Annotated in this window: 20 protein-coding genes and 2 pseudogenes; 9 read left to right on the top strand and 13 right to left on the bottom strand. The window is 40.8% G+C overall.

Annotated elements, in window-relative coordinates:
• Positions 1-139 precede the first annotated feature (139 nt).
• Complete coding sequence (locus QUF86_RS09415; protein WP_289334134.1) at positions 140-568, top strand: SRPBCC family protein; 429 nt, start codon at positions 140-142, stop codon at positions 566-568.
• Positions 569-940 carry an ArsR/SmtB family transcription factor gene (locus QUF86_RS09410; protein WP_289334133.1) on the top strand — a complete coding sequence of 124 codons (372 nt, stop codon included), beginning with the start codon at positions 569-571 and terminating at the stop codon, positions 938-940.
• A gap of 46 nt (positions 941-986) precedes the next feature.
• Here the strand turns inward: QUF86_RS09410 and QUF86_RS09405 are convergent, their stop codons facing one another.
• The 6 genes and pseudogenes from QUF86_RS09405 to QUF86_RS09380 form a co-directional block, all read right to left on the bottom strand.
• Positions 987-3,836 carry a YhgE/Pip family protein gene (locus tag QUF86_RS09405; protein WP_289336203.1) on the bottom strand — a complete coding sequence of 950 codons (2,850 nt, stop codon included), beginning with the start codon at positions 3,834-3,836 and terminating at the stop codon, positions 987-989.
• A gap of 2 nt (positions 3,837-3,838) precedes the next feature.
• A complete protein-coding gene (locus QUF86_RS09400) occupies positions 3,839-4,345 on the bottom strand; it encodes an RrF2 family transcriptional regulator (RefSeq protein ID WP_289314733.1) in 507 nt (168 codons plus the stop codon).
• A gap of 196 nt (positions 4,346-4,541) precedes the next feature.
• Positions 4,542-4,880: pseudogene (locus QUF86_RS09395) on the bottom strand (thioredoxin family protein); the annotation flags it as partial.
• A gap of 240 nt (positions 4,881-5,120) precedes the next feature.
• On the bottom strand, positions 5,121-5,516 hold the full coding sequence (locus QUF86_RS09390; protein WP_289334132.1) for a VOC family protein: 396 nt from the start codon (positions 5,514-5,516) through the stop codon (positions 5,121-5,123).
• A gap of 45 nt (positions 5,517-5,561) precedes the next feature.
• Complete coding sequence (locus QUF86_RS09385; RefSeq protein ID WP_289334131.1) at positions 5,562-6,839, bottom strand: family 8 glycosyl hydrolase; 1,278 nt, start codon at positions 6,837-6,839, stop codon at positions 5,562-5,564.
• Between the two features lie 227 nt (positions 6,840-7,066).
• Positions 7,067-7,753: a VOC family protein gene (locus tag QUF86_RS09380; protein ID WP_289334130.1), complete on the bottom strand. Its 687-nt coding sequence runs from the start codon at positions 7,751-7,753 to the stop codon at positions 7,067-7,069.
• 150 nt (positions 7,754-7,903) lie between these two features.
• On the opposite strand from QUF86_RS09380, the gene QUF86_RS09375 reads away from it, so the two are divergent.
• Positions 7,904-8,059 (top strand): hypothetical protein, encoded by a 156-nt coding sequence (locus tag QUF86_RS09375; RefSeq protein ID WP_289334129.1) that lies wholly within the window; start codon positions 7,904-7,906, stop codon positions 8,057-8,059.
• Positions 8,060-8,130: 71 nt separating this feature from the next.
• Here QUF86_RS09375 and QUF86_RS09370 read toward each other — a convergent pair whose 3' ends face one another.
• Positions 8,131-8,778 (bottom strand): pentapeptide repeat-containing protein, encoded by a 648-nt coding sequence (locus tag QUF86_RS09370; RefSeq protein ID WP_289334128.1) that lies wholly within the window; start codon positions 8,776-8,778, stop codon positions 8,131-8,133.
• A gap of 392 nt (positions 8,779-9,170) precedes the next feature.
• Entirely contained in the window at positions 9,171-9,650 is a 480-nt protein-coding gene (locus tag QUF86_RS09365) for a DUF4306 domain-containing protein (RefSeq protein WP_289334127.1), read from the bottom strand.
• A 152-nt stretch (positions 9,651-9,802) separates the two neighbouring features.
• Between QUF86_RS09365 and QUF86_RS09360 the strand changes: the two genes are divergently transcribed.
• The 6 genes from QUF86_RS09360 to QUF86_RS09335 all read left to right on the top strand — a co-directional run bounded on the left by QUF86_RS09360 (position 9,803) and on the right by QUF86_RS09335 (position 13,204).
• The gene (locus tag QUF86_RS09360) at positions 9,803-10,453 is read left to right on the top strand and encodes a DUF6944 family repetitive protein (RefSeq protein ID WP_289334126.1); all 651 of its coding nucleotides are present in this window, start codon (positions 9,803-9,805) and stop codon (positions 10,451-10,453) included.
• A gap of 329 nt (positions 10,454-10,782) precedes the next feature.
• A complete protein-coding gene (locus QUF86_RS09355; RefSeq protein ID WP_289334125.1) occupies positions 10,783-10,971 on the top strand; it encodes a hypothetical protein in 189 nt (62 codons plus the stop codon).
• Positions 10,968-11,282 (top strand): hypothetical protein, encoded by a 315-nt coding sequence (locus QUF86_RS09350; protein WP_289334124.1) that lies wholly within the window; start codon positions 10,968-10,970, stop codon positions 11,280-11,282. The genes QUF86_RS09355 and QUF86_RS09350 overlap by 4 nt, the downstream gene beginning before the upstream one ends.
• Positions 11,279-11,482 carry a hypothetical protein gene (locus QUF86_RS09345; RefSeq protein ID WP_289334123.1) on the top strand — a complete coding sequence of 68 codons (204 nt, stop codon included), beginning with the start codon at positions 11,279-11,281 and terminating at the stop codon, positions 11,480-11,482. The genes QUF86_RS09350 and QUF86_RS09345 overlap by 4 nt, the downstream gene beginning before the upstream one ends.
• Positions 11,483-11,572: 90 nt before the next feature.
• A complete protein-coding gene (locus QUF86_RS09340; protein ID WP_289336202.1) occupies positions 11,573-11,992 on the top strand; it encodes a MarR family winged helix-turn-helix transcriptional regulator in 420 nt (139 codons plus the stop codon).
• A 12-nt stretch (positions 11,993-12,004) separates the two neighbouring features.
• On the top strand, positions 12,005-13,204 hold the full coding sequence (locus QUF86_RS09335; protein WP_289314723.1) for an MFS transporter: 1,200 nt from the start codon (positions 12,005-12,007) through the stop codon (positions 13,202-13,204).
• Positions 13,205-13,243: 39 nt separating this feature from the next.
• On the opposite strand, the pseudogene QUF86_RS09330 reads toward QUF86_RS09335, so the two are convergent.
• From QUF86_RS09330 to QUF86_RS09310, 5 genes and pseudogenes are all read right to left on the bottom strand, one after another.
• Positions 13,244-13,558 (bottom strand): annotated as a pseudogene (locus tag QUF86_RS09330) (GNAT family N-acetyltransferase); the annotation flags it as partial.
• A 37-nt stretch (positions 13,559-13,595) separates the two neighbouring features.
• Positions 13,596-14,831 (bottom strand): hypothetical protein, encoded by a 1,236-nt coding sequence (locus QUF86_RS09325; protein WP_289334122.1) that lies wholly within the window; start codon positions 14,829-14,831, stop codon positions 13,596-13,598.
• A 27-nt stretch (positions 14,832-14,858) separates the two neighbouring features.
• A complete protein-coding gene (locus tag QUF86_RS09320; RefSeq protein ID WP_289334121.1) occupies positions 14,859-15,689 on the bottom strand; it encodes a hypothetical protein in 831 nt (276 codons plus the stop codon).
• A complete protein-coding gene (locus QUF86_RS09315; protein ID WP_289334120.1) occupies positions 15,686-16,372 on the bottom strand; it encodes an ABC transporter ATP-binding protein in 687 nt (228 codons plus the stop codon). The genes QUF86_RS09320 and QUF86_RS09315 overlap by 4 nt, the downstream gene beginning before the upstream one ends.
• A complete protein-coding gene (locus QUF86_RS09310) occupies positions 16,369-16,749 on the bottom strand; it encodes a GntR family transcriptional regulator (protein ID WP_289314719.1) in 381 nt (126 codons plus the stop codon). Before QUF86_RS09310 ends, QUF86_RS09315 begins: the two co-directional genes overlap by 4 nt.
• Positions 16,750-16,752: the final 3 nt, after the last annotated feature.

Genomic DNA, 16,752 nt, shown 5'->3' with positions numbered 1-16,752 from the left:
ATGTCCCTTTTAATTTCAAGGAATCATGAATTAAAAAGGAATGTTCGGAACAAATTATTGACATGAAACCAAAAGGTTTTATATAATCGAAAAAGCGAAACCAATTGGTTTTATATTTTTAATTAAAAGGAGAATCAGTATGGAAAATCAACATACATTACAAGATATCAAAAAGACGATTATTCTTGAAGCACCCATCCAAAAAGTTTGGGATACAGTTTCGACTGCCGAGGGTATAGCTTCATGGTTCATGCCAAATGATTTTCAACCGAAAGTTGGACATGAGTTCCATGTCCAATCACCTTTTGGTCCTTCTCCTTGTAAGGTATTAGAGTTAGATGCTCCTAATCGGCTTTCATTCGCTTGGGATACGGACGGTTGGATCATATCGTTCACTTTAAAAGAACTGGATGGCAAAACGGAGTTTACCCTTATTCATGGTGGTTGGAAAGAGCCTGACACAATTCTTCCGAAACCGAACGAAAAAAGCTCAGTCATTCGCGATAGAATGGATCATGGCTGGGAACAGATCGTTAATCAAAATCTTAAAAAGGCTGTTGAGGGCTAAGTGACTGCAGCAGAAAAGCATGATGTATTTCAGGCTATCGCGGACCCAACCCGCAGAAAGGTCCTGCAATTGCTTGCTGAAGGGGATTTACCCATTTCAGAAATCACTTCTCACTTTTCCATGAGCCGTACAGCGATTGCCAAGCATCTTCATATCCTTTCTGAAGCTGAATTGGTCAGTGGCCGGAAGGTAGGAAGAGAGAAACGCTTTCGGCTTCATCCAGAACCTTTAGCGGAATTGAAACAGTGGCTTTCTTTTTACGATCAATTTTGGGATAACAAACTATCCATCCTTAAACATGTGATTGAAAATCCAAGGGGAAATGGATTTAAAGCCGCCGAAAAAGAAAAGGACACGGATGAACAATCATAATGAAGAACCCCCCGGCGCATTGCACCGGGGGGTTTTCTTCATTAATTTATGCATCCATCTCAATATTGTGTTCTTTGCGCTTCTTGATGACCATCGTTAACAACAACAGTAAATTAAATACAATTATGCATCCAGTAAGGAACACGATACTCGTTGTCAATGCATCCGCTCCAAGGCTCGTACTCATCGCCTGACGGAAGCCCATGACTGAGTATGTCATTGGTATGAACGGGTGAACATGACTGAAGAAGTTATTGGTCAGTTCCACAGGGAACATTCCTCCGCTTGCTCCTAGCTGTAATACAAGGAATATCATCGCTAATAAACGACCTGGATTTCCAAATCCTACAGTTAAGAAAGTAACAATGAACATGAAAGTAAGGGAAGTCAATATGGAAACCCCTATGAATTGCCCCATGTTCTCGACCTGTAAATCCATACCCCAAATCATGATTGCATCCAATACTAATGCTGAAATCGTGGCTTGTATAAATAGGACCGTAAATTTACTGAACCACCATGCCGCTCCTGATGTAGGTCTTGTAGATGGCTTGCCTGTCGGGTATCCCATATTGAAGGCAATCGCTCCTACAAATAACCCTAGAGACAATACGTAAGGAGCCAGAGCATGACCATAATTAGGCACTTCACTGCTTTTTTGTTCTTTAACCTGTGTCGGCTCAGCAATCATGCTGTAATTATCATCGGTTGTTTTATTTCCCCTTATTTCTTCTGCACCATCACTTAGTTTTTCCGAAAGTTCGACCGTTCCATCTTTTAGTGAGGAGATTCCATCACCCAATTTATGTGAACCTTCAGCTAGTGCTGATGAACCTTCATTGATCTTACCTGCGCCTTCAGCAAGTTGGATCACACCATTGCTTAAAGTAGGCAGATTGCTTGCCAATTGCTCAGTGCCTTTAACAAGTGCTGATGAGCCATCGTTCAAGGATGCTGAGTTGGCATTCAGTTGATTGGCTCCATTAGCAAGTTTGTTCGCCCCCTCGCCAACTTTGCTAACACCAAAAGCATACTTCTCCAGACCATTTCCAAAAGAAGATGACCCTGCTTGAAGTTGTGAAACTCCATCAACCAACTGACCAGATCCCTCAGTTAGTTTTGACAAGCCATTATTTAACGAGGAACCGCCTTGTGCTAACTGATTGATCCCATTCACAAGTTCCGGTGCTCGTTCATTTAAGCTTTCGGTTGCCGCTGTTAATTGATTGCTGCCTTTAACTGCTTCATTCAAGCCGCTATTTAATTGGGTTGCACCAGGAATCAATTGTTCTTCCAGTGCGTTCCTTATCGCCGTATATCCGTTTAACGCTGATACGGCGTTTGGATTGACTTTATTCACCGCATTATTTAAATTGGCCACTTGTTCTGGAAGCTGGCCTAATCCATTCAATACTGGCATTGCTTTATTCGTTAATTGTGTTGATAAGTCGGATACACTTGCAGCAAGAGTCGATGCAATTTGTTTTTGTGCTTCCGCTTGCATTTGAAGTTCATTTTGAATGGCTCCGATTAATTCGGATTGTTGTTCACTGGTCATACTTTTGTATGCTTCAGTGTTTTGTACAGTATTGATTGTGCTTTGTCCATTATTCGCAATCGTTGATTGAAGTTCTGTTAAAGCTGCTTGGCTATTCTCGAGATCTGCTGTAATTCCCGATACGGTACCGGACGCGCCGCTTCCTGCAGGAACCGCTTCTTGCAATTGATTTACACCGCTTTGAATGCTTGTCAGGCCTTGCTTAAGCTGACTCAGCTGTTCTTCCGCGGGCAATTGGCCATCCATCTTTTTCAGGCCGTCATTTAATGCCTGGCTTCCTTCTGAAAGTTTAGTGATTCCCTCATTTAAGCTCTGCTGACCTGCTGCCATTTTTGGGATTCCCGTAGATTCGTCAGTCAGCTGGCTTGCATTTTGTGATAACTGATTCAAGCCATCATTCAAATTCGCACTGCCTGTTTGCGCTTGTGCCAATCCATTATTTAATGTTTGGGCTCCTGGAACCATTTTTGCAAGCCCAGTGGAAAGTTGGGAAGAACCTTGTATAAGCGCTTCACTATTATTAGTCAACTCCCCTGTGCCAGATGCGAGTTCGTTAGCACCCGTTTGCAACTGACCGACACCAGACGTGTATTGTGAAATTCCCTTACTTAATTCCGACGCCCCACGTTCAAGTTTATTAGCGCCTTCCAAAAACTCGCCAACGCCAATTTGAAGTTCATTCGCGCCATCTTTAAACGTTAATGTACTGGAAGCCAATTTATTCAGATTGTCTGTCACTTCTTTGTTTCCATCATTCAGTTTTTCAGCACCGTCATCCAGTTTTGATGCCCCATCTGCTGCATCACCGAATCCATCTCCGATTTCATCCAGTTGTGAGAAGATCGCTTCTGCATATTCCTTTGTGACACTTTCTGCAATTTCAGTTTTCAAATTATTCGTTGCCTGTTTTCCGACCGTTTCAGAAACGAAACTGCGTCCAGGATTCACATCATACGTTAAATTCATTTTTTGTGGCTTATCATCCATTACGGTTGAAGCATTTTTCGAAAAGTCCTCAGGAATGGTGACGACCATATAATATGTACCATCATCGAATCCTTTTTTCGCCGCTTTTTCCGTTACGAAATGCCATTCTAAATCATCATTGTCCCTTAATTGCTCGATTAGCTCATCACCGACAGATAAGGTTTTACCCTCATATTCCGCCTTCACATCATTATTCACGACTGCAACAGGCAATTTACCAGTATTTCCGTATGGATTCCAAGCAGAACTTAGGAATAACCCCCCATAAATAATCGGCACGAACAGTAATACGATTGCGACCCCGATCAGTTTTCGATTTGTAAGTAAAAGCTTCCATTCTTGTTTAAGCATGTTCACTCTTTTTCACCTTTCTTTTCACGCATTAATTCACCCAATGACCCCGAATTCCAATTAACAGTCGGTATATCCGTGGTGCCAAAGCTTTCTTTAAGCAAATCTGCTACTGTTTGACTGGAAAAGAAATCCATTAAAAGTTCATCCGCCTGAGAAAACATCCGACGAAGAACGTCCATGCCCTTTTCTGCATACTCTCCATCTTTAAACGCTTTTTCTATAAGTCCTGTATCTGGAAACATCGAAATGGGGCCTTCCATCGCTTCAATAATTTCAAGGTTTTTAATCTTATCTACACTTTTGGCAAGAGAAAGGCCGCCATTATTACCAGGAACGGAAGTGATTATCTGCTTAACGACCAATTTCCTAATGATTTTCTTCAAATAAGAAGGAGACACCTCTAACCGCCTGCTGATCTCATTAGACGAAAGCGGTACATTTTTATCCTGGGTAGAGAGTATAACAATGATGCATATAGCTTGCTCGACACCTTTTGTTAATTGCAATTCAGTTCACCTCTTCAAATATGTATGTGGATGTTTGATATCCATAATGGATATTCGGTATCTATAATTAAACCCTGTTTCATCTTAGAAATCAAGTTATTTCCAGAAAAAATTTCTAAAAAAGCGTTTTGGGTCCTCAAAACAAGGTGAACCCCGCATGACAACATCATGCGGGGTTCACCTTTGGCAGGATCTATTATAGGTCATTTAAAAATTCATTGACTGCCTCTGGAGTTTTAGCATTTGCACTGTGCAGGTGTGCAACCTTTTCTCCATTTTTAAATACTAATAAAGATGGAATTCCCATTACGGTTTGCTCTTCAGAAATCTCTGGGAACTCGTCACGATCGATTGTAAACCACTGTTTGTCTTGATGTTCTTGAGTGATCTCATCAATGAACATGTCTAAACGTTTGCAGTCTGGACACCACGTAGTCGTAAAAATCCCGACCGTCAGTCCCTCTTGTTTGATTTGTTCACGGTATTCTTGTTCTGTATTAATATTTTTCATGATTGTCTCCTCCGAGCTTTTCTTATCATCATCATACTTTAATCAATGAATATATGTACTCAAGAATTACTATATAATTTATTCCTTCCCAGTTCAAACGGTTTAACCTCGATCTATCCCACTATTGCCCGGTTTATGTTGATTGTTTATGAAAAATTCTCCTTTTTCCGTCGACAGGTATGTGATATTACTTTTAATCTAGCAATCCACAAATCAGTGTTTATTCATGAAAAAAGCCACTATCCAGTGGTCTTTTCACTTCATTCATATTGGGAGAGTTAGTTGCCAGGAAACACCGAACTTATCGGATACCCATCCGAACTTCTTACTAAAGAAATAATCACCCAATGGCATCATCACTTGTCCGCCATCAGTTAAGCTCGAATAAAGCCTGTCAATTTCCTCTTCACTATCACATGTAAGGAATATTGAAAACGAAGGTGTAAACGTAAATTGATGCTTAACATTGCTATCGATGCACATAAATTCCTGATCCTTCAAGGTAAAGGTAGCCTGCATGACACTCCCCTCTGTACCTGATTCATTTGCACCATACCGTTTCATGCTGGTTATTTTCGATCCTTCGATTAAAGATATGTAGTAATTCATTGCTTCTTCCGCATTTCCTTCGAACATCAAGAAAGGTGTGACCTTCATCATTCTCATCAAACCCCTTTTCATCTTTAATTAGTTTCTTGCATTGAATCATGGCGCCCACCAGTTACCTGAAACCACGATCATTGTCTGTAATTTTATCGTATTGGCAAAATAATCATCATCATCTTGTTCCTGTATCGTCCGATTCCATAACTGATTAATCCATTGCTGATTGGAGGAATCAACCATGGCACTTACCATGAATGGAGCAACGAAGCTTGTACTATTCCCTTCTTCCAAGGCTTTTCCGCTTAGCGTATAGCCCGATTGGATATTTTCAGGGTTTCCATCCGTTTCCTCTTTAATCCAATCATTCATCCGCTTTAATTGCGGCAGCGCCCTTTCATCACCAGTCAGTAAGTAATCGAGCGTATACCGCCAAGGGGTCCTGCTGCTGTTCCAGCTATAATTGCCGTCATTCTCCCCTTCTAAAAAGTCAGCTTGTGCTGGCTGATACTCTCCCTTGGATTGTACAATGAAGTCCGGCATGAGGCCAGTATTGCCGCTTTTCTCCTTATAAATGGAATGAATGATCGCATAGGCCTTATCCGTAACACCTTTCCATTCATGATTCCCAGTTGCCGCCTCAAATGACTTCAAATGATTCAGAAGAAAGTCCGATGAACGAGTCGATTGTCCGTATACTTCATCTTCATCCTCCGCCCAGTCACCTAGTTTAATCAGGGACTGCGACCTATTTATCTCATTCGACATGATCGCATCCATGATGTCCTTTGCTCTGGCGAGATAGTCGATTTCCCCTTCACTTCCCCACTGGCGATCAGCCAATAATAACGAATAAGCGATATCCATATCGCCATCAGTTGCTGAATCGGCATCCCCTGGAGTATTTATGATTTTGCCCGATTTATCCTTAACTTGCTGCCACGCCATTAATGAAGGGTCATTGTCACTTCGATGCGCTTTATAAAAACGATACAGACCATCGAAGTACTGTTTGTCCTTGCTGCCTGCCATTATTGCCGTAACCATCATCCCATAACCGTGCGCTTCAGAAACGGTCACTGCGTTCTTGGGTTCTGCATATCCTTTATCATTGTAAAAGATATAATATTCATCATTTTTATCAGCAGGCTGCTTCAAATATTCATTTTTCCAGGTTTCATAATAATTCGCTACGGCATCATCCATCTCCTCCTGTGATAGATTGTCAGGTTTTATCGTACCCGCTTGATAGACTGTATGCTGAGGAAATGCCCTTTTACCGGCAATCTCTTTCTTTGTGGTTTGAGATACCAATGCTAGCGAGGCAATGATCACAAAAACGATCGAGCCCACCGCTATCAATAAACTTCTTTTTTTCATGGCTCGCTCCTTGGGTTATGGTGCAGTATTCACTTCTTTTTTATGTTTGGCTATGAGCATTTCAATCTATTAACATGACTTTTCTTCCTTTCCGGAAGACAAAAGAAATGAATATCTTAATCCGAATAGGATAATTAAACTTATAATAACCATTGTCAAAAAAATGAAATTCCTCAATTAACTCACCTCTTTCATCAAATTCCGGACATATCAATCTTTCCCCTTGGTCATTCCACTTTTTTCAACTCCATAAGGCCTTCGCCATCCAATGAAATTTCAAATTGCTGATTAACGACTATCGAAAGCGGAAAGATTTCCGACTCTCTATCCGAAAAGATCCACCTCCGTTTACTTGGACCTAAAAGTAAAAACGAACCTGCTTCATGTTCCCCCATGAAATTCAATCCATTTTCACTTATCGTTTCAGCCTTCCTTACGGGTACACCAAAACTGACCAACTGATTTCCCAAGGTCCTGACTTCATTCGTCGTAATGTTTATTTCACTAATACACAGGACGTTTTGAGCTGAAAAAGACTCCGCCTCAGATTTGGGTGATACGGAATATCTGGAAATGAACTCGACAATATTGCCTGAAGGGTCTGAAAAATAAAAGGCATGTGCATTTGAATAACTGAAATAAACTTCGTCCACTTCATCTTCCCTAGTCAATTCCACTTTTGATTTCGCCCATGCTTTGGCCGAAGTGAATAAATTGGTCGGTATATTCATGGCAAAATGATAAAAAGGCTTTTCCTGGAGATGATATTTTTTAATTTCAAGCACACTGTCCCCTGCTTTAATTTCAAAACCATCATCAGTATGCGATAGTAACTCAAATCCTAACTCATTAACATAAAAATTCCGCATATCATTCAATGCATGACTATACAAAGTGACCTTATTGATAATCAAAGTTTAATCCCCCTTCTCCCAAACCCGTACTCTTCATTTACATATTAAAATATATATATTCATATTCACTTTACCTATTTTTACCACAAATAACCAATGGAATATCCCTTAATTTTTCGGCCAGCCAACTCAAAAAGGACCACCAAATCGGTGGTCCCCCGTATTGAAAAAATCTCTCCGCCAGCGCAGTTTACGATGGTTCCATTTAAGATGATCGCCCCTGTTGTTGAAGCAAAAATGACCATGTCGGCAATTTCTTCTGCCGTAGCTGAAATGTTCGGCCCTGTTGGAGAACCAGTAATTTAAACCACTTTGTTTTGAATCATTTCTCCTTCTCCATTTGGTCATGTATTTTCATCTTTTCATCTTAAAAAGGATCATTCTTTAATTTTCATTCCAAGCATGGCTGCAAAGCCTATCGCTTGGTCCGGGGAAACTTCGCATCCATTTAAATCCTCCAGGGATACGGTAAGTCTTTGAAATGTAGAACTGCTAATATCGATTCCTTTGAGCGGTGTCCGGGAAAAGTTCGCTTCATTTAATCTACATGTTTCGAACTTCACTTTGATGAATTTACACTCATAATAATCAGCACTTTCCATTGAGCAATGATCGAACTTCACTTGCTTCAAACCGGAATAACCAAATGCACTTAAATTCAAGTTGCAATTCTCAAAGGAGACATTGCCTAAACTTGCGTCAGACAGGTTAATGCCTAAAAGTTTGGACTCCTTGAATTCCACCCGATGAATCGAGCCACCCATGAAATCGGCATTCGTCAAATCGCAATGGTCAAAAATGACATCCGTCAGCTCGATATTCCTGAATGATACATCGCTGAATGTCACATTTTTAAAAACAACCTGTGATAGTACGATTTTGTCCATTTTTTCTCTATCGATCGTGCAATTGGTTATGATACAGGACTCAAGATAAGGCTCATCCTGATAATATATTTCCTGAAAGTTCGCTTGAGTTAAGTCTTGGGGGATCTTTGGCTGTTCAATTTTGATTTTGCCTGACATATTATCACCTTCTCACTTTATTAACCTTTCAAGGGCTTAGCTAAAAACCGGATCAATACTGCAACACGTTCCTTTACATGAAAAGTACGGAATGACGTTTGACCTGGAGTCATTTCCGTTCGATTTTCAAAAGGCTTTTTACCGCATACCGTTTTTTTGAAAGGTGGGGACATTAATGCTTACTAGAAATTGAAACTTCCACAGCTGACAATATAACAACTGGTCTACTTAATTCGGACTTAACTTTAAACCATATTTCAGTGAAGTTCAATCTAAGAATTTCGCTAATATGGCTATTATTTTTCGTTATTTTGTGTCACCTTTGCCACTGCAAATTAAAAAGCTGCCTCATCGGCAGCCTCGCTTACTTCATAAAAACGGATGAAGTGATTTTATATTTCAGTATTGAATCTTTTTGGGATCCGGAAATAATATAGAGCTGCGCCCATTACGGCTATCATTCCGCCTATCAGGAAAAAAGCTTGAAAGATATTTCCTCCAACAGTCGGGGAAGTGGATATGAAACCACTTGGAATCAGAAAAAGGACCCCAAATCCAGACAAAAATAGTGCTGTTTTTTTAATGCTTCTTTTGAATAAGGTATAACCCGTAAATATGATTATATATGAAGCGGTAAGGGCCATTAGAAATGGAAATAAAGGCTTGAATTTTGCAGCATACACGAAATGATCCAAATTCGAGATATCATGTGCATCCATCACCTCATCATCACTTACTTGTGAAAAATGCGCGGAATACTTCCATTCCCAAGGTTCATCCAGAATTTCGCTGCCTTCAAACCATGCACAAAATGAAAATACCATAAAGAAAAGTGCAGCGATTATTATTTGCAAAAAATATTTAAAAGTCAATGCCATCTCCTCCAGCTGTCATCATACCAATAAATGGGTAAAATCCACACCCAATCTTGAAACAAAACTGTCTTTATACCCCAAAGCAATATGTAAACATACACTGTTTCCTGAATAATATAATGTAACCACTTTTAAGGAGCGTTTAAGATATGATCACTCATGGAGATGACCTCCTTATTTCAGGAGCATGGTTACTGGGCCTGGGTACACTCGTAGGTGCAATCGGTCAAACCCGGCAAACTTTAACGGGCACTAATCTCGGCAAAGATCTGGTCCTCAAAGGGAATGTCATTGAAGCGGTTGGGAATTCGCTGCAAGCAATCGGCCGGACGAAAATGCTGAATTCGGAAAATGAACATTCGGAAACCTATTTCATATTCGGTGCTTGGCTTGAGGCTGCTGGTAATACCGCAAATGCAGTTGGAATAGATATTCAGTTGAATGGCTCAGAGGAGGAGGGCACCCGGACGGATGCACTCGGCAGTGGAATCCAAGGCCTGGGTGCCACTTTTGAAGCATTCGGGGCATCACTGACGGAGGCGACATTTTCACGCTCTCTAGAGATTAAGGGAAATGGCCTCATTGCTGCAGGTTCTTTTTTGGAATCGATCGGAAATATCTTCATTTTGAATGAAAAACGAAGGATGGGAGAGCAAATTCTTTTGCTCGGCAGCTGGACCCAAGTTATCGGTGCATTCATATTAATCGATGCCTTTTCCATTGGACCAGAACCCGAACAACCTGAGAAAGGTAAGGAAGGACTTAACAGCCATTATAGCTATGTAAATTATTACGCATGAAATTGACTGGTAATTAAGTGCCTGCAAGTTCGACTTTCATCGAGAACCCTTGTTTCCGCTTGTACAAAAACAATGCATATACTTCTCATCCAATTTCCAACTCTTCCCGCTTCCACACTCCTGGAATGGCTCATAGCCCATCCCCTCCAAAAACCAATGGTCCTGTTTAAATTTGATACATACAGCTCAAAATTATCATCGCTTTTCGTAAAAATGAGCCCTTTACTCGTGAATTCGGGGCTTTTACTCGTGAGTTTCGGCGTTACTCGTGAGTTTCGGCTCTTTACTCGTGAGTTTGGGCTCTTTACTCGTGAGTTTCGGCGTTACTCGTGAGTTTTGGCTCTTTACTCGTGAATTCGGGGCCTTTACTCGTGAGTTTCGGCGTTACTCGTGAGTTTCGGCTCTTTACTCGTGAATTCGGGGCTTTTACTCGTGAGTTTGGGGCTTTTACTCGTGAATTTCGGCTCTTTACTCGTGAATTTGGGCTCGTTACTCGTGAGTTTCGGCGTTACCCGTGAGTTTTGGCTCTTTACTCGTGAATTTGGGCTCGTTACTCGTGAGTTTCGGCTCTTTACTCATGAGTTTCGGCCTGTTACTCGTGAGTTTCGGCCTGTTACTCGTGAGTTTCGGCCTTTTACTCGTGAGTTTCGGCTCTTTACTCGTGAGTTTTGGGCTTTTACTCGTGAATTTCGGCTCTTTACTCGTGAATTCGGGGCTTTTACTCGTGAGTTTCGGCGTTACTCGTGAGTTTCGGCCTTTTACTCGTGAGTTTCGGCTCTTTACTCGTGAGTTTGGGCTCTTTACTCGTGAGTTTCGGCGTTACTCGTGAGTTTCGGCTCTTTACTCGTGAGTTTTGGCTCTTTACTCGTGAATTCGGGGCTTTTACTCGTGAGTTTTGGCTCTTTACTCGTGAGTTTCGGCTCTTTACTCGTGAATTTGGGGCTTTTACTCGTGAATTCGGGAATTTTACTCGTGAGTTTCAGGATCGCTCCTCCCCTTCATTTTATCAAATTACTACTACAAATCTGAGTGGACAGAATGGATTCATTTTGCTATTATAGTTACTCAGGGTAACAATTACTTAGGGTAACTATATATTAAGTATAAGGGGTGTTTCTGATAAAGACTTACCAAAAATTCTTTCAGCAATTATTACTGCTGTACCGACCGTTTGAAAATAATCTTAATATACAGCTTAACAAGCATGATTTACACAGGGCGCAATGGTCCATTTTGTATTACTTAACCAATTATGGTTCGGCGACGCTTGTAGAGCTTGCTAATTACCAAAGTGTGGAGAAACCCACGATTACGAGGACCATTGCCCGCTTGGAAGAGCTGGGGTATGTCGAACATGTGCCAAGTAAAGATAAACGCGAAAAAAGAATGCGGCTTACGGAGCTTGGAAAAAAGGTCTACATTGAAGTCCGCGTAACAATCGATCAATACGAACAGGATATCTTGAAAGGGATAACTGAAGAGGAACAACTCGCAGCCATCCGCATCATGGGCGAAATAAGAAATAACATATTAAAGTAAGGAGATAATAAAATGGAACAATCCAGATCTAGACTGTGGACGAAGGATTTTGTCATCGTTTCTTCCATTAATTTTTTCATAACATTAATCTTTTATTTACTGATGGTGACACTTGCCATCTATGCTGTAAATGAATTGGATGCTTCTACAAGCGAAGCCGGACTCATATCGGGTATTTTCATAATCGGGACGTTAATCGGACGTCTGTTCATCGGCCGTTTCATTGATTCGATCGGACGCAAGAAAACATTATTCATCGGCCTGATTTTTTTCACTTTGACAACACTTCTATATTTTGTGGACCTTGGAATTGGCTTCCTGCTTGTTAACCGCCTCATCCATGGTATGGCGATGGGTATGGCAAGTACTGCGACAGGAACGATCGTCGCCCAAATCATCCCGGCAACACGAAAAGGCGAAGGCATCGGCTATTACAGTATGAGCGCAACACTTGCGACGGCAATCGGCCCTTTCATCGGTCTGTATATGGCTCAAAATACAAGCTTCCAAGTAATTTTCAGTTTCTGCCTGGCTTTAGGGTTGATCAGCCTGATTACTGCATTCTTCCTATATGTCCCGGCATTGAAAGTGACGGCAAAAGTAACCGAAAGTAAAGGATTCAAGCTTTCCAATTTCATAGAACCTAAGGCACTGCCCATCTCATTCATTACTCTGGTATTGGCATTCTGTTATTCCAGCGTCCTTTCTTTCATCAGTTTCTATGCCATTGAAATCGACCTGGTCAATACAGCAAGCTTCTTCTTTGTAGTTTACGCAGTAGCCGTATTGTTATCACGTCCTTTCTCAGGACCGTTAATGGACCGGAAAGGATCGAACTTCATTATGTATCCAGCTTTCATGATTTTCGGAGTCGGTTTGCTCCTTCTAAGTATATCAACCAATAGTTTCACTTTATTGGCTGCTGGTTTCCTAATTGGCCTTGGATTCGGTAATATGCAATCAAGCTCGCAGGCGATTGCCGTTAAACTGACACCGCCCCACCGTATGGGGATGGCAACATCCACCTTCTTTATCATGCTTGATGCAGGACTTGGATTCGGCCCTTATATTCTAGGATTCATCATTCCAGTAACAGGGTACAGCACACTTTATGTCATCCTGGGCGTTGTCGTCATCGCAACTTCCGTTCTTTACTACTTCTTGCACGGCAAGAAAGAACGTACAGCTAAAACAAACTTAGCTTCCATTTAAATGAAAAAAGGGATATCCCATTGGTGGATATCCCTTTTTTCACGATTTTCGAACCCAAAATATTTCAGATTTCCCTTGCCACTCATCTGCCAGTACCCCATAAACTATGGAATCCACATAATGGTCATACAGCCATTCAGATTTTCTAATGCACCCTTCCTTTACAAAGCCAAGCCTTTCGGGAATTCGCCTGCTCTTTTCATTTTCGGCAGCCGCTCTAATTTCCACTTTATTTAGTTTGAGATTAGAAAAGGCATGATCAGTCAGGGCCTTGGCCACCTTAGTCATGATCCCTTTCCCTTGAAAATCTTCACCAAGCCAATAGCCTATATATGCCGTTTTATTTGACCAATTAAATGAAGGTCCCCTCATCATGAGGGGACCTTTCATTTTATTGTTTTACTTCCAATTCATCGATAAAGATTCCAAATTTTCTGCCATTCTTTTTATTTGTTGCTTGCATGACCGTTTCACCTTGATATAAAGTCTTTCCAGTCTTTATATCAGCGATTAGAAGTTTGGCAGGCTTGTATGTTAAATTGTCCATTTGATCCACTCCGTTGCCTAATAGGAAGTACACACGCCCATTCTTAATGGCAGCGAAGTTTTGTTCCTTTTTATTTACAGCTAAATCTAGCTCCATGTCATTCGTTAATGTTTGACTGCTTAAGTCAAACATTTTAATGCGATAATTATCGGATTTCTTATCAATTAGGTAAAGGTTTTTCCCGTCCACATATCCTGATTCAACCATACCAAGGCTAAGAGATTCCCTTTTGGGTAATTTAACCGTTTCTACTTTTTCCGTTTCATAATTATAAGATAACAGTTTGCTTTCATTTAATTTTTCCTCATAGGGACCGTCCTCATGATTTACCCCTTTAATTACAGAAATTAAAACCATATTGTTTGGCTGGGAAGGAGCAATATCAATTGGCATCTCAAAATCTACTTGATTGGGGTAAGTAAAGGTTTCGGATAAAAGGGTTTTATCGGTCAAAACTTTTTTATTAGCTAAATCGATCGTATACAGATGAACCTCTTTCGTTTGCTTATCATCACTTGAATTCACATCATTCATCGTTAAAACCTGTAGTTTTGAATGGACCAACTGCACATCCCTGACATCAGCATTCATGATTCTCTCTTGGTCGGGAAGTTCAATTTGGAAAGAAGTTTCCTCTTCGTCCTTCTTCTCCAGTAAACCGATATCAAACTCCGCATCCATTTTCCCGTTATTCGTAATATCGCTATTCACCCAAGCGTAAGCGAGAAAATCATCGTCTTCATATAAAGAACTAATGGAATCCTTGCCACGCATAAATGCACGATGTTCTTTTACTAATCTTTCAATTTGATGATCTTGTCTTCCATATAAGTTCTCCAAGTAAGACCTTTCGCTGGCATATGTCGTTGTATTGGATTCAAATGTTAACGATTCATAAAAAGAGCCATTTTCAAGCGTTGCATTTATGATTACCGGATCAAGCTCTTTATCGCTGCCTTCCAGTGTCTTGAAGGTATATTTTGGAAGGCTGGAAGCGGAGGAAGCTACTTTGACATAATAGGTCCCGATGCTTAAGATGACAACCATTCCAATAATGATGCTGCATAAATAACGTTTCACCTTGTTCACTCTCCTTTAAAGTTGTTGTTATACGGTAACGCGGTTTTTCAATAACCAGGAACCAAGCCAAATCGAAAGTCCTGTCACAATGATTCCTAATGCGAGCAGCAGACCAAATAATTCATTAGGATAAAAATGGAATTTACCAAGCGCCATTACGAAAACAGGAGCTAAAAACAATGCAGCAGCGATTCCGCAATATACCAAGCCCATTACGACTCCTTTTATGCGGAAACTTCTTTCAAACATGATCGCCGTGAATAATATCGACATGATCATAAGACCGATGCCATAGGAAAGTAGGAATTGCGTGAACGTGCTTGGGATGATCAATGCCAAAACTTGACTGGCTTTTGTGATGGTGGAAATTGACATTTCATTCAAGAGCGCTTCCGGCACATTTGAATTAAATAGGGCATTTTCCATTGGTAAAATGATGATCTGGAAAGCAATCAACCCTAATACCATAAGGAAGATGGCCGTAGCTTTTGAAAGGTAGATCGATAATCTGGATGTCGGTAACATCAATAGACGATAAATGAATGTATTCTTACCAAACCAATCACGATACCAAATAAGGAAAATGTAAAAAATAAGGGCAACCGCACTCAGCGCAATCGGTCCTACAAACAAGAGGGTATGGGCGATATGGCTAAAATCAATGCCATTATAAGTCGCAATATAGGCAGCTTCGGATAGTCTTTCATCCGACATGATCTTCCTGGCATCTTTAAGAAGGCTCTTCGTTACGATGATCACTCCAGCAAATTGCGAAACCAAGGTTATCAACAATAAGGATATATATATTTTACTAAATCGATTGATTTCAAAGTTCACTAGCTTTAAATATCGCATCATGATTGATACACCTCTCTCATTACATCGACTACCGATTTTCCTTCCTCTTCACGCATTTCTTCGGTATTGAACTCTTTAAGCACTGTACCGTTATCCAATAAAATGACCTTATCGATTAAATGTTCAATATCACCGATTTCATGGGTCGTGATGATGACTCCTCTATCTTCAATAAGGTGGCTCGCAAAGACATCGGCGATTTGCTCGCGGCTAAACATATCGATGCCTGAAAATGGTTCGTCCATCAGTACATAATCCACGTCAAGGGACAAACCAAGCATCAGGTTGAGCTTAGCTGTATTCCCCTTTGACAGTTCCGAAATGGGGGTCTCCTCTTTCAGCTTGAAGAATCCCATCAATTGGTTAGCTCTTTCCGAATTCCATGACGTATAGAAATCCTCCATGAAAACCATTGCCTGTTTAACGGTCATTTGCGGAAGCATGATCGGTGCGTCCGGAATGAAGGTGATTTTTTCATAACTGTCCTTTGTCATCTTTTGATCATCGATCAGGATTTCACCTTTATATGGCGTCAATCCCATAATGGCTTTGAGTGTAGTTGTTTTACCGACACCATTTATCCCGATCAGACACGTGACTTCCCCTTTATTAGCTGTAAAAGAAACACTATCCAAGATTTTTTTCCGGCCGTAATTCTTGGAAATCCGTTTTACTTCTATCATTTTTCTTCCTCCTCCCTTATTTCTTCCGAATATTTTTCTTTAACAACACGAAGCAGTTCATCAACTGGTACATTAATCGGACGAATCGCATCGACAAACGAATCAACGGCTGCCAGAATCAATTCCTGCCTTACAGCCTGTAAAATCGTTTCATTCGTCGTGATTTGACTTGGGAAATTTCGTTCTGTATGAATCAAGCCCTGTTCCTCCATTTCTTTATACGCTTTTTGAGCGGTATTAGGATTTATATTCAGTGAAGCCGCCAGTTCTCTGCGGGAGGGAATTTCCTGTCCAGCAACGAATTTACCAATGGCTATTTGTTCTTTAAAATGCCTAACGACTTGCAGATATACCGGTTCCCGGGTATTAACATTCATTAA

It is taken from the genome of Peribacillus sp. NJ11 (assembly GCF_030348405.1).
In the GTDB taxonomy this organism is placed as follows: Bacteria; Bacillota; Bacilli; order Bacillales; family DSM-1321; genus Peribacillus.
The sequence above is the reverse complement of the archived record's forward strand: the minus strand, read 5'-3'. Positions and strand labels throughout refer to the sequence as shown.